Raw genomic sequence first — 11,578 nt, 5'->3', positions numbered from 1 at the left:
CCTCGGATGCCGCACGGTCATCATCAGCTAGGCATGCTTCGAGATGCCGCTGCTCGCCAAGGCGTAGAGCTCATCGAATTAGATGGGAAGAATCTCGACGAAGCGCTCGCTCGGAAGGAATCAACTGGATACAGTGACTGTGAAGGCTACGTATGCTTCCGCGAAGACTACACATATCAAACCGCTCTTCTCGACGATTGTGGTAACGCTCCAGAGTATGTAGCTAGATTGAAGCGGAAGGATGAGGCTCGTCAATGCTTGCGCGATGCTGGCTTCGAACAGCCAGCGACGGCAGAGGATCCGAGAGACATACCAGGTCCTTGGGTCGTGAAGCCCCGCAGCGGATCAGGTAGTGCTGGAGTGAGTGTTCACACCGAACTTGAGAGTGCGAGGGAGGCGCTCCGAACACTGTCGGACGGCTTCGCCGAAACATTCGTCCAAGGCACTGAGTTTTCAGCGGAGGGATACTTCTACGCCTCTGAACCTGTCGTGGTTGGTATCACTGATAAGAGGCTTGAGGGCGTGGTGGAAATCGGACACCGTTACCCTAGCGTCCTTCTCTCCGATCATGAAGAAGAGATAGCCGCATCTGTCATTTCTGCCCTTAACGCATGGGGACTGAGCGCGGGGCTCTTTCATGTCGAGGGCTGGTGGGTGGACGGCCAGGGGGTGGTTCTAGGTGAAGGGCACGTGCGCCCAGGCGGCGACTTCATTCACCTACTCGTCAGTTCTGTGCACGGTGTGAACATTTTTGATCCTCTCATTGCAGATGCTGTGCGTCAGCACGGTAGAAAAAACGCTCTTAACGATGGATTTGTCTTTCCTCAACGGCGCGACGGTCACAGTAGCGCTGTCCGCTATATCCAAGTTCCTCCCGGTACTATCACAGCCGTTAGTGGGGTCGAGGAGGCGCTATCAGAACCAGGAATCCTCGCTGGCTATTGCACAGCGGAACCTGGTGTAAGGATGGAGACTGCGAGCTCTTCAACAGAGCGACTTGGTTGCCTCGTAGCGCATGCCTGCAGTGGAGAAGATCCGGAGGATATTCTGGACCGAGCAATGGGTAGGTTGCGGATTACCGTGAGCAATTAGGCGCGGGAGCGGGACGCAAAGGCCGCGATGGCTCGCCAGCCAAAGAAGAACAGCGCCGACATCACGGTGGCCACGATGAGGAAGGACCAGTGCGGCAGGCGCCCGTTGACCAGCATCCACAGAGCCATGCCGCCGATGACGGCGCTGAGCCACACGACGACGCCCTCCTTCCACAGGCCACTCAGCTTCGTGGCCATGATGATGACCCAGCCCACGAGCGCGCCCACGGTCCACGGCCAGAAGGCATCAACCCAGGAGCTAAAGCTCAGGCCACCATGCGCCAGGCGGGCGAGGATGGCGAAGAGGGCGAGGGCGAGGACGTCGATAAGCGGGGCAACGCGCATTTAGGATTCCTTCCGGTTCAACGCCGCGTAAGAAAAGCCATCGCGGGCGTAGTGAGCGAAGTAGATGACCCATCCAATGATAGTGATGAGCGCAAAGGAAATAAGCCGGTAGATGATGGCCGCGGAGGTGGCGTGCACCACGGTCAGGCCCGTGGCCACTAGTGGAGCGATAAGGGCGGCCTCCACCGTGCCCACGCCACCCGGGGTGACCTGCGCGGAGCCAGCCAGCTTCGCGGCCAGGAAGGCCAGGGCCACACCGGCTAGTGTGGTGTCGTCAGCGCCGGCGCGCAGCCACGGAATCTCCCCGGTCACCGCCCACACGGATGCCCACAACGCGGCCATATCTGCCAGGCGGTGCACCAGCGACGCCCCGGCAACCACGGCAAAGGGGCCGCGCGACAGGTGGACCTCTCCCAGGTTGCGGACCTCCTGGATGGCGCGGTCCCGCTTCGGGCCGGGCCGTAGCTTGCGCAGCCAGCCCTCGAGGGTCACCGGATGCGAGGTGAGCCAGAAAATGCCGCCGAGTGCCGCGAGCATGAGGACGATAGTTGTGATCAGCGAGCCCAAAGCCATGTCGGCGTTGAGGAAAAACATTCCGCCGAGCCCAATGAGCGCGAGGAACATCGAGCTAATAATCGAGGATAAAAACAGGAAGTAGCTGCACAGCGCCACCGACGCGCCCCAGCGGCGCTGCACCTGGAAGGTGAGCACGGCCGAAAAAGCAGGGCCCGCCGGCAGAGTCGTGGACCACGCATTCGAGGCGAGCGTAATGGCGTAGGTCTCGCGCAGCGGGACCTCAACGCCGCCCGCACCGATGAGCCGCTTCATCACTTCCGCCATGCCCGCGATGGACAGCAGCGCGAAGAACACCACCAGCACCACGGGGAAAGGTTCGGCGTGGCGTAGGCGGCGCAATCCCTCGGAGATGAAGTCCAGCTGGTCGCGGAAGAACCACGCCAGCGCGGCCAGAATCAGCAGGGAGATTATCCAGGTCAGCCAGTTCTTCTTCATCGACCATCCGTGGAATTGAGGCGCTTGACCAGCTCGGAGAAGGGGATGAGCTCCTCGTCAGTATCGGCACTGCGGTCACCGCGTACGGCGGCTTCGTTCGCGGTGCTTGCCGACGCCCCCTCCTCCGCGAGTACCTGGCTGGCCGCGGGGGCCGGGGCTGCGGCCATAGCAGGATGCTGCGCAGCGGCGGGCTCGGGGGAGTCGCCGCCGAGGCGGTGGGTCAGGCGCGTGAGGAAGCGCGGCGCCCACCAGTTATCTTCGCGCAGCAGGTGCATGACGGCGGGGACGAGGAGCATGCGGACGATGGTGGCGTCGATAAGCAGTGCAAAAATCATGCCGAAGGCGATGTACTTCATCATCACGATGTCGGAGAAACCGAAGGCACCTGCGACCACGATCATGATGAGCGCGGCCGCCGTGATGATGCCACCGGTGTGCGCGGTGCCCGCAGCGATGGCCTCGTCCGTGGACGCACCGCGGCGGCGGGCCTCCACCATGCGCGAAACCAGGAAGACTTCGTAGTCCGTGGACAGGCCAAAGACGATGGCGATGATGAGCACCAGAATCGGGCTCATGAGCGGGCCGGCGGTGAAGTTGAGCAGGCCGGAGCCGAGGCCGTCGACGAACATGAGCGTCAAGATGCCCAGCGTCGCACCCAGGGAAAGCAGCGTCATGATGATGGCCTTCAGCGGCAGGATGAAGGAGCCGAAGACCAGCGCCATGAGGAGGAAGGTGGCCAGCACCACGTAGAGGGCCATCCAGGGCAGCGTGTCGAAGAGCGCGTCGAGGGATTCGACCTCCATGGCCGGGGTGCCGCCGACATAAAGCTCCACGCCTTCCGGTGCCTCAATGTTCTCGAGCTCGTGGACGATCCGCGCGTAGTCATCGCGGTCTTGGATGCCGGCGCCGAGGACGGTGGTGCCGTCGACGGTCGCGGTCTTCGGGCCCATCGGCTCGGTAAGGCCTTGGATGGAGCGGGCTTGCATGACGACGTCAACAAGTTGCTCGTTCGTCGCGTTCTTCACCACCAGCTTGACCGGCTCGGTGCGGAAGGAAGGGAACTGCTCGTTGAACTGGTCCTGTGCCACGCGCGCGTCCTGGTTGGGCGGCAGGTAGGTCTCGTTGATACCGCCGAACTTCACGCCCAGCACCGGCAGGGTCAGCGCGATGAGCAGGGCGCAGATGGCGGTGGTCATCAGACCTGCGCGGCCCATGGCCCAGCGCGGCATCCGGTACCACCACGTGTCCTCGATGCGGCGCCCGCGCCGCGAGGTCTTGCGTACGGTCCACTTGTCGATGTTGTGGCCCAGCATGCCAAACAACGACGGCAGCACCATCACCGACAGGAGTGCGGCGAGGCCGACGGCGGAGATGGAGCCGTAGGCCACGGATTTGAGGAAGGCCTGTGGGAAGAGGAAAAGCCCGGAGAGGGATACGGCCACCATCGCGGCGGAGAAAACCACGGTCTGACCCGCAGTGGCGGTGGTGATCGCCACGGCCTCCTTGGTATCGCGGCCCTTGTCCAGTTCCTCGCGGAAGCGCGAAACCATGAACAGGCCATAGTCGATGGCCAGACCCAAGCCCAGCAGCGTGACGACGGCCTGCGCAAACACGTTGACCTGCTGGAAGCCAGCCAAGATGGAGAGGATGCCCAGAGAGCCCAGGATGGACAGGCCACCCACGACGAGCGGCATGAAGGCCGCGACGACGGAGCCGAAGACAATCAGCAGCAGCAGGCCGACGAGCGGCAGGGCGGCCTTTTCCGCGCGGGAGATGTCCTCGGCCATGCCCTCGTCCAGTGCATCGGCCACTGCGGTGGCGCCCGCGACCTGCACGGGTAGCCCACTGGAGTGCAGGGAATCCTCAATGGTGCGGAAGTCCTTGAGGGTCTGCTCGCCGTCGCCTTTCAGCCCGATGGCGGCGAAGGCCGTGGAGTGGTCCTGCGTGATGAGGTTCGGGTTGCGCTTATCGAAGTAGCTGGTGACAGAGTCAATCTGTTCCGGATGCTGAGCCTTGAGGTCATCCAGAAAGGATTTGGCCTCGGCGGCGTGGGCATCGGGGTCGTCGAAAAGCAGGATGACGTCGCCGGAATTGTCACGGCCGAAGGTCTCCAGCTCGATCTGTGCCGCGCTTGTCGACGCCGCCCCCGGGTCCTCCCAGCCCTCCTGACTCATGCGCTCCTCAAGGCGCGTGCCGAAGCCGAAGAAGAGGCCGAGGATGAGCCCGACGATGAGGAGCGGGATGACCTTGCGGTGGGCATAGGAGAAGCGGCCCCAAGAATAAAACATGCGGCTCCTAACTGTGCTCGGGCGCGCGGTCCGGAAGCAGCGCGGACAGCGGGCGGAAAGGCTGCAGCCAGGCGCCGCCTGGAGGCAGATTATCCAGGTTAACGCGTGGCAGCGGTTCGCGGAAGACACCCTCGATGTCTTCGAGGTCGACGAACTCAATCTCCGGATGGGTCACAGCCCAGGAGGCGTGCTCGTGGAAGCCGAGGACGCAGGTGGGCAGGCCGGAAGCAGAGAGCTGTTCCAGCAGGTGCTGGAAGTTCTGGCCGTCGGCTGAGGCGACGATGACACCGGAGAGGTTCTCGCGGTTGGCCTTGATGTATTCGACCATGTCGGGGTCGACGTCATCGTCCTCGTGCAGCTTTGGCTTGGCAAAGACGGCAAATCCAACATTGCGGATGGCCTCGACCCACGGGCGGATGACGTCGGCGCCGCCGGGGCTGACGTTGGTGAAGACGGCGGCTTCGGGAGTGGCGTCGTTGTCGAAGGCCAGCTCCACCAGCCAGCGGCCAATCGCATCAAAACGCGGGCGGTGTGCGGAGGTGGGTCGCCCGCCGAGGATGGCGCCGAGCCCCATGTCCATGTTGGGTGCATCCCACACCAGAAGATAGGTGCCGGCCATTACTTCTTCTCCCACAGGTACTCGGTGATGACGTGTTCCTTATCCAGGCCTTTGCCCTCAAATTTGGTGATGACCTGGCGGTCAGTGAGGATGGGGCACTCCGGCCAGGGCCAGCCCTTGTAGTCGAGGGAGGGCTCGACCTCAACGAGCTCGTTAATCCACTCGGCGTAGCCGGCATGGTCGGTGGCCACGTGGAGCACGCCGCCGGGTTTCAGGCGGGAGGCGAACAGGTTGAGCGTGCCGGATTGGATGATGCGGCGCTTGTGGTGACGGGCCTTAGGCCACGGATCTGGGAAGAAGATACGGATACCGTCCAAAGACTCCGGTGCAATCATGCGCATGAGCACCTCGATTCCATCGCCGCGCACCATGCGGATGTTCTCAATATCATTGCGCACGATGGAGCCCAGCAGCTTGGCCAGGCCCGGCTTGTAGAGCTCCACTGCGATGATGTTGGTGTCCTGCTCCAGTGGCGCCATGGCTGCGGTTGAGGTACCGGTTCCGGAACCGATCTCCACGATGGTCTTCGCACCCTCGCGGCTGAACCAGGAGGGGATGTCGAGGGGGACGTCGGCAAGCATCTGCCCCAGCTTGGGCCAGTGTTCCTCGAAGAGGGCGTTCTGGTTGTCAGTCAGGGTGCCGCGGCGGAAGGTGACGTTGCCCAGGCGTGGGTAGTCCAGATCGTTGTTGAACTCGGCATTGAAGTCCGTCTGGAGGCCGCGCCCGCGAGGCATCTCGGCGGCGGGGTTGTGGGAAGAGTCTGCGCTATTCATCGGCTTATATCTTTCCCTTAAGCAGGGGTTTGAGGCAACGCGCCGCGCCGTGCGGGACGCCCGGGTGATGCCCGATCGGGCGAGTCGGGGGTAGGAGTACGGCCGTACGGTACGTGTCGAGAGAGGATTTTTCACCCCCGTGCAGGGGTGGGTTTCTCCCTGCCGTGCTGTATTTCACAGTCCTATACCCTTGGGATAGTCGGCGTGAGCTGGGTGGATATAACCAGGGTGGCCCTTATTACACACCTTGGTATCACCAGCGTCCGTACTCTGGAAGGCGAGACGTCGATGGTGGAGAAGATCCCCACCGACGCTAAGAAGTGCCCTGGCCCACCGAACACAGGAGAATATGAAATGACCGCAACTATTCCAGGCCTTGTAGGTGACTTGCCCACGAAGAATGAGAAGCTCATTTCGTGGATCAGTGAGAGTGTCGAGCTCTTCCAGCCGGAAGAGGTTGTCTTCGTAGACGGCTCCCAGGAGGAGGCGGACCGCCTCGCCGCTGAGCTCGTGGAGAAGGGCACCCTGATTAAGCTCAACGAGGAGAAGCGCCCGAACTCCTACCTGGCGCGCTCGAACCCGTCGGATGTCGCGCGCGTGGAGTCCCGCACCTTCATCTGCACCGAGACTGAGGAGGACGCAGGCCCGACCAATAACTGGGCCCCGCCGGCAGCCATGAAGGAAGAGATGACCGAGGCCTTCCGCGGCTCCATGAAGGGCCGCACCATGTACGTGGTGCCTTTCTGCATGGGCCCCATCAGCGACCCGGACCCCAAGCTCGGCGTTCAGCTGACTGACTCGGCTTATGTTGTCCTGTCTATGCGCATCATGACCCGCATGGGTCAGCAGGCTCTGGACAAGATTGGTGAGAACGGCGATTTTGTCCACGCCCTGCACTCCGTTGGTGCTCCGCTGGAGCCAGGCCAAGAGGATGTCGCGTGGCCGTGCAATGACAAGAAGTACATCACGCAGTTCCCGGCAACCAAGGAGATTTGGTCCTACGGCTCCGGCTACGGCGGAAACGCCATCCTGGCCAAGAAGTGCTACGCGCTGCGTATCGCTTCCGTTATGGCGAAGGAAGAGGGCTGGATGGCAGAGCACATGCTCATCCTTAAGCTCACCAACCCGGAGGGCAAGAAGTACCACATTGCGGCCGCCTTCCCGTCTGCTTGCGGCAAGACCAACCTGGCCATGATCACCCCGACCATCCCGGGCTGGAAGGCTGAGGTTGTGGGCGATGACATCGCCTGGCTGAAGCTGCGCGAGGACGGCCTGTACGCCGTCAACCCGGAGAACGGCTTCTTCGGCGTTGCGCCGGGCACCAACTACGACTCCAACCCGATTGCCATGAAGACGATGGAGCCGGGCAACACCCTGTTCACCAACGTCGCGCTGACCGACGACGGCGATGTCTGGTGGGAGGAAATGGGCGAGGCCCCGGAGCACCTCATCGACTGGCATGGCAATGACTGGACTCCGGCGTCGACCACCAAGGCTGCACACCCGAACTCCCGCTACTGCGTGCCGATTACCCAGTGCCCGTCTGCCGCTCCGGAGTTTGATGACTGGAAGGGCGTCAAGATTGATGCCATCCTCTTCGGCGGCCGCCGCGCGGACACCGTCCCGCTGGTGACCCAGGCCTTCGACTGGAACCACGGCACCATGATCGGCGCCCTGCTCTCCTCTGGCCAGACCGCTGCCGCCGAGGGCAAGGTCGGCACCCTGCGCCACGACCCGATGGCCATGCTGCCGTTCATGGGCTACAACGCCGGTGACTACCTGCAGCACTGGATTGACATGGGTGAAAAGGGCGGCGACCGCATGCCGGAGATCTTCCTGGTCAACTGGTTCCGCCGTGGTGAGGACCGTCGCTTCCTGTGGCCGGGCTTCGGCGAGAATTCCCGCGTGCTCAAGTGGATTGTGGACCGCATCGAGGGCAATGTCGACGCCGTCGAGACCGTTGTGGGCCACACCGCCCGCCCGGAGGATATCGACCTCACCGGTCTAGACTTCGACATCGAAGACGTCCGCGAGGCACTTTCCGTGAACCCGGCCGATTGGGCTGGCGACATGGAAGACAACAAGGAGTACCTGCACTTCTTGGGCTCCCGCGTGCCATCTGAGGTGTGGGACCAGTTCAAGGCGCTCAAGGAGCGCGTTGAGGCTGCCTCCTAACGCCGCTTTCCGCGCCGCTGCTTTCCGACGCCCCTCCACCCAGCAGTGGCGGGGCGTCGCCGCGTTCTGGCATGTTAGGTTGGCCACAATAAGGTTAGGGTGACCTTTTAAATGGAGAAAGTCTCGCATATTCTGGGTGTATGACAACTTCTTCTTTGCCCATGCACGATCGTCCCAACTCCGAGGTTGGTGGACACTGGCTCCTCGCCCGCCTGGGAAAGAAGGTGTTGCGCCCCGGCGGGCTGGAGATGACCACCACGCTAATCGACGCCGCCGAGCTGAAAAACAAGGACGTGGTGGAGCTGGCCCCTGGACTCGGGCTCACTGCCCGCCAGATCGTGGCGGAAGGCCCGCGCAGCTACACCGGCGTGGACAAGGATCCTGATGCCGTGGCGCGCACGAAGGCCAGCCTCGCCGGCGCTTCCTCGGCTACCGTGGTGGTCAATGACGCCAAGGCCACGGGTTTGCCGGATAACAGCACGGATGTCGTCTTTGGCGAAGCCATGCTCACCATGCACGGCGAGAAGGGGAAGGCCGCGATCATGGCGGAGGCGTTCCGTATCCTGCGCCCGGGCGGCAGGTATGTCATCCATGAGCTGTGCCTGGAGCCGGACACGCTTGACGACGCCCAGAAGCTCGAGATCCGCCGCGCGCTGGCCACGTCCATCCGCGTCAACGCCCGCCCGCTGACCACAAAGGAATGGGACGGCGTGGCACGGGAGGCTGGCTTCGAGGTGACTGAGCGCCACTATGCAGATATGGCGCTGCTGCGCGCCAAGCGCAACTTGCAGGACGAGGGTGTGCTGGGCGTGGCGCGTATCGCCTTTAACGTCTTGCGCATGCCCGACGCCCGCCGCCGCGTTTTCGCGATGCGTTCGGTGTTCAACAAGTACAGCGACAACCTGCAGGCCATCGGCGTGGTGCTGACCAAGCCGGCCGCGGCTGCTCAATGAGTTTCGGTGAGAGCGGTGACGTTGCCGGCGGCGTGCCGGACGGCGTGATGGAGGCCCGCCCACGTGGGATCAGCTGGCCCACGGTTGGCGTATCTGTGGTGAGCAGTTGCGTCGCCGCTGCGCTGGTCTTGGGTTTCGGCGTGCAGCTCAGCCAAGGCAAGTGGGAACAGGCGGCAGCCCAGGGTGCCGCGATGACGCAGCCAGCCGAACCGAGCGTGCCCGTGAGCAGCGACTCCGCAGCGCCGGCGGCTGCGGCAACAACGGCACCAACAACGGCGGCGTCCGCGGCGTCGCCAAGCGTTGCGCAGGACGCCCCCGCTGTGGCGTTGGAACCGGCACCGCAGGAGAATCAAGCGGCAGACCCAGCGCCAGAGCAGGCGGTGGATGAGACGGTGGAGGACCCCAACACCGGCTGGTACCCCAGTGGGGATTTCAGCGCGAGCTTTGCGGCTACTAACCCGGAGCCGACGCTCGATGACCTTAACGGCGTCCTGCACGCGCTCGTGGCCACGCCGGGATCCGATGCGGACAAGGCACACAACCTCGAGGCTGGGCTGCCGGGGACGGTGGTGCCGAGAACCATTTACAACCTGGGGATATTCCGTCCGCCGCTGGGCTGGAAGCGGATTAGCGGGCCACTGACGGTGGAGGGGAACACCGCGAGTGCCACGCTCAACGCGAGCTCGGCCGGGCGTCCCACGATCTCGTTGCGGGTGGAGTTCCGCTACCTCGACGGGCGCTGGAAGCTGGCCACGAACTCGCTGCGCAACGGCATCGATGCGGTGGGCCTGCCCATCGCGGGCGCGTTTTAAGGCGGCGGCGTGATTGACGTTGACAACCTGAGCCACTGGTATGGCTCGCGCCGCACAGCCGCGCCTGTGCGCGACCTTTCTTGCACCTTCGCTGATGGCCGCATCAATTACGTCGTGGGGCTTAACGGCACCGGAAAGTCGACGCTCCTCGGCTGCCTTTCCGGAAGCTTGCGCCCGCGCGGCGGCAGGGTCCTGGTGGACGGGCGGGAGCTGCGCGGTACCGACTATCCGTTGCGCCACGTGGGCAGCTACTTGAGCGCAGAAGATTTCTCACCGCAGCACACCGGCCTGCGCCACCTGCAGTGGATGTGCGCCCTCGCAGGCGCGCCGGTGGAAAAGGCGGAGGCGCTGGTGCGGGCCGTCGGGCTCGAGGAGGCCTCGCGGCGCCCCATCGGAGGTTACTCGTTGGGCATGCGCCAGCGCCTGGGGATCGCCAGCGTCTTGGCGGGAAACCCGCGCAACATTGTGCTGGATGAGCCGCTCAACGGCCTAGATATCCAGGGCGTGTGGTGGCTGCGTGAGTTGTTTGCCGCGTGGGCGGAGGAGGGTCGCTGCGTGATCGTGGCCTCGCATCACCTGCGCGAGGTGGAGGCCACGACCGAGGTTGCCGACGCCTCGGTAACCATCCTCAGCCAGGGCACGGCTCTTGCCCACGGCTCCCTTGAGGACGTCATCGCCTCCACCGGCGCCCCCGACCTCGAATCCGCCGTGGCGGCGCTGATCCCGGAGCTAGGGGCACGGGCATGAAGGCGTGGCAACGCTGGCGGATAAGCCTGCGCGCCGAGTCCGTGCGCCTGGGCGGGGCGCGCGGCCCGCTGGTGCGGGTCGCCGTGCCGCTGGGGTTTGCGCTGCCGCTGGCGGTGACCTTCGGGGTGGCAGCGGTGGCGGAGCACGTCCAGTCCGCGGGAGGCATCCTTCAGGCGCAGTCCGTGGACACTACTAATGCGGCGTATTGGCCCATCTACCTGGGCAGCATCGTGTTTGCGGCGTTGGGGGCGTGGGCGCAGGCCACCGCCGGATCGCGGGCCTTGCGTGCGGCGGCGCCGTGGTCAGGGCTGGATCAGCTGGCCCGCTGGTGCTTCCTGGGCGCGCTCGCGGCGGCCGCGACACTGCTCAGCGTCAGCCTGTGCCTGCTGCTCCTGCCCACGTTCTTCCCGGTGCTCTATGGGCAGGTGAACTTCTTCGCGGGCCTGCGCATGGTGGCTCTCGGCCCGGTGTACGCGTGGCTGGCGGTGGGCTACGGTGTGGCGCTGGGCCGGCTGCTGCGCTCCCCGGCGTTGAGCATCGCGGCGCTGACGGTCTGGGCGCTCTTGGTAGAAAACGCGCTGTGGCTCATCCCCGGCGGCGCGCGCCTCACCGGCTGGCTGCCCTTCCTCAACGGCGTCTTCGCTACCGGCCAGGACGTGGCGCTATTCCCGCCTTGGGGCCGTGACGGGGCGCTGGTGTACTTCGCGGCCGTGGGCGTGGCGCTCTGGCTGGCTTCTCTGCGCAGGCGCCTCGACTAAGTCTGA

The 11,578-nt window shown here is 64.2% G+C and carries 11 protein-coding genes; 6 read left to right on the top strand and 5 right to left on the bottom strand.

Annotated features, from left to right (window positions below; genetic code table 11):
* Positions 1-33 precede the first annotated feature (33 nt).
* A complete protein-coding gene (locus tag HMPREF2932_RS02605) occupies positions 34-1,092 on the top strand; it encodes an ATP-grasp domain-containing protein (RefSeq protein WP_161799817.1) in 1,059 nt (352 codons plus the stop codon).
* Here HMPREF2932_RS02605 and HMPREF2932_RS02600 read toward each other — a convergent pair.
* From HMPREF2932_RS02600 to trmB, 5 genes are read right to left on the bottom strand one after another with little or no spacing between them, the layout of a single operon-like run.
* The gene (locus HMPREF2932_RS02600; RefSeq protein WP_071409537.1) at positions 1,089-1,436 is read right to left on the bottom strand and encodes a DUF3054 domain-containing protein; all 348 of its coding nucleotides are present in this window, start codon (positions 1,434-1,436) and stop codon (positions 1,089-1,091) included. The genes HMPREF2932_RS02605 and HMPREF2932_RS02600 overlap by 4 nt on opposite strands.
* A complete protein-coding gene (locus HMPREF2932_RS02595; RefSeq protein WP_071409536.1) occupies positions 1,437-2,447 on the bottom strand; it encodes a lysylphosphatidylglycerol synthase transmembrane domain-containing protein in 1,011 nt (336 codons plus the stop codon). It abuts the gene before it with no gap.
* Complete coding sequence (locus tag HMPREF2932_RS02590; protein ID WP_071409535.1) at positions 2,444-4,735, bottom strand: MMPL family transporter; 2,292 nt, start codon at positions 4,733-4,735, stop codon at positions 2,444-2,446. The genes HMPREF2932_RS02595 and HMPREF2932_RS02590 overlap by 4 nt, the downstream gene beginning before the upstream one ends.
* A gap of 7 nt (positions 4,736-4,742) precedes the next feature.
* Positions 4,743-5,354, bottom strand: coding sequence for an NYN domain-containing protein (locus HMPREF2932_RS02585; RefSeq protein ID WP_071409534.1), 612 nt, complete (start codon positions 5,352-5,354; stop codon positions 4,743-4,745).
* Positions 5,354-6,127, bottom strand: coding sequence for a tRNA (guanosine(46)-N7)-methyltransferase TrmB (trmB, locus tag HMPREF2932_RS02580; protein WP_071409533.1), 774 nt, complete (start codon positions 6,125-6,127; stop codon positions 5,354-5,356). Before trmB ends, HMPREF2932_RS02585 begins: the two co-directional genes overlap by 1 nt.
* A 354-nt stretch (positions 6,128-6,481) precedes the next feature.
* Between trmB and HMPREF2932_RS02575 the strand changes: the two genes are divergently transcribed.
* The 5 genes from HMPREF2932_RS02575 to HMPREF2932_RS02555 all read left to right on the top strand — a co-directional run bounded on the left by HMPREF2932_RS02575 (position 6,482) and on the right by HMPREF2932_RS02555 (position 11,572).
* Positions 6,482-8,302 carry a phosphoenolpyruvate carboxykinase (GTP) gene (locus tag HMPREF2932_RS02575; RefSeq protein ID WP_071409559.1) on the top strand — a complete coding sequence of 607 codons (1,821 nt, stop codon included), beginning with the start codon at positions 6,482-6,484 and terminating at the stop codon, positions 8,300-8,302.
* Between the two features lie 140 nt (positions 8,303-8,442).
* Positions 8,443-9,255: a class I SAM-dependent methyltransferase gene (locus tag HMPREF2932_RS02570; protein ID WP_071409532.1), complete on the top strand. Its 813-nt coding sequence runs from the start codon at positions 8,443-8,445 to the stop codon at positions 9,253-9,255.
* Complete coding sequence (locus tag HMPREF2932_RS02565; protein WP_071409531.1) at positions 9,252-10,067, top strand: MTB12 C-terminal domain-containing protein; 816 nt, start codon at positions 9,252-9,254, stop codon at positions 10,065-10,067. Before HMPREF2932_RS02570 ends, HMPREF2932_RS02565 begins: the two co-directional genes overlap by 4 nt.
* Positions 10,068-10,076: 9 nt before the next feature.
* Positions 10,077-10,814, top strand: coding sequence for an ABC transporter ATP-binding protein (locus HMPREF2932_RS02560; RefSeq protein ID WP_071409530.1), 738 nt, complete (start codon positions 10,077-10,079; stop codon positions 10,812-10,814).
* A complete protein-coding gene (locus tag HMPREF2932_RS02555) occupies positions 10,811-11,572 on the top strand; it encodes a hypothetical protein (protein ID WP_049156979.1) in 762 nt (253 codons plus the stop codon). The genes HMPREF2932_RS02560 and HMPREF2932_RS02555 overlap by 4 nt, the downstream gene beginning before the upstream one ends.
* The last annotated feature ends 6 nt before the right edge of the window (positions 11,573-11,578 follow it).

This window comes from Corynebacterium sp. HMSC074H12, from assembly GCF_001813755.1.
In the GTDB taxonomy this organism is placed as follows: domain Bacteria; phylum Actinomycetota; class Actinomycetes; order Mycobacteriales; family Mycobacteriaceae; genus Corynebacterium; species Corynebacterium hiratae.
This window is presented reverse-complemented; position numbering and strand designations above follow the sequence as displayed.

Excerpts from the sequence above, each read along its gene's own strand:
- HMPREF2932_RS02605 (WP_161799817.1), top strand. The coding sequence starts at position 34 with ATGCTTCGAGATGCCGCTGCTCGCCAAGGCGTAGAGCTCATCGAATTA.
- HMPREF2932_RS02600 (WP_071409537.1), bottom strand. The coding sequence starts at position 1,436 with ATGCGCGTTGCCCCGCTTATCGACGTCCTCGCCCTCGCCCTCTTCGCC.
- HMPREF2932_RS02595 (WP_071409536.1), bottom strand. The coding sequence starts at position 2,447 with ATGAAGAAGAACTGGCTGACCTGGATAATCTCCCTGCTGATTCTGGCC.
- HMPREF2932_RS02590 (WP_071409535.1), bottom strand. The coding sequence starts at position 4,735 with ATGTTTTATTCTTGGGGCCGCTTCTCCTATGCCCACCGCAAGGTCATC.
- HMPREF2932_RS02585 (WP_071409534.1), bottom strand. The coding sequence starts at position 5,354 with ATGGCCGGCACCTATCTTCTGGTGTGGGATGCACCCAACATGGACATG.
- trmB (WP_071409533.1), bottom strand. The coding sequence starts at position 6,127 with ATGAATAGCGCAGACTCTTCCCACAACCCCGCCGCCGAGATGCCTCGC.
- HMPREF2932_RS02575 (WP_071409559.1), top strand. The coding sequence starts at position 6,482 with ATGACCGCAACTATTCCAGGCCTTGTAGGTGACTTGCCCACGAAGAAT.
- HMPREF2932_RS02570 (WP_071409532.1), top strand. The coding sequence starts at position 8,443 with ATGACAACTTCTTCTTTGCCCATGCACGATCGTCCCAACTCCGAGGTT.
- HMPREF2932_RS02565 (WP_071409531.1), top strand. The coding sequence starts at position 9,252 with ATGAGTTTCGGTGAGAGCGGTGACGTTGCCGGCGGCGTGCCGGACGGC.
- HMPREF2932_RS02555 (WP_049156979.1), top strand. The coding sequence starts at position 10,811 with ATGAAGGCGTGGCAACGCTGGCGGATAAGCCTGCGCGCCGAGTCCGTG.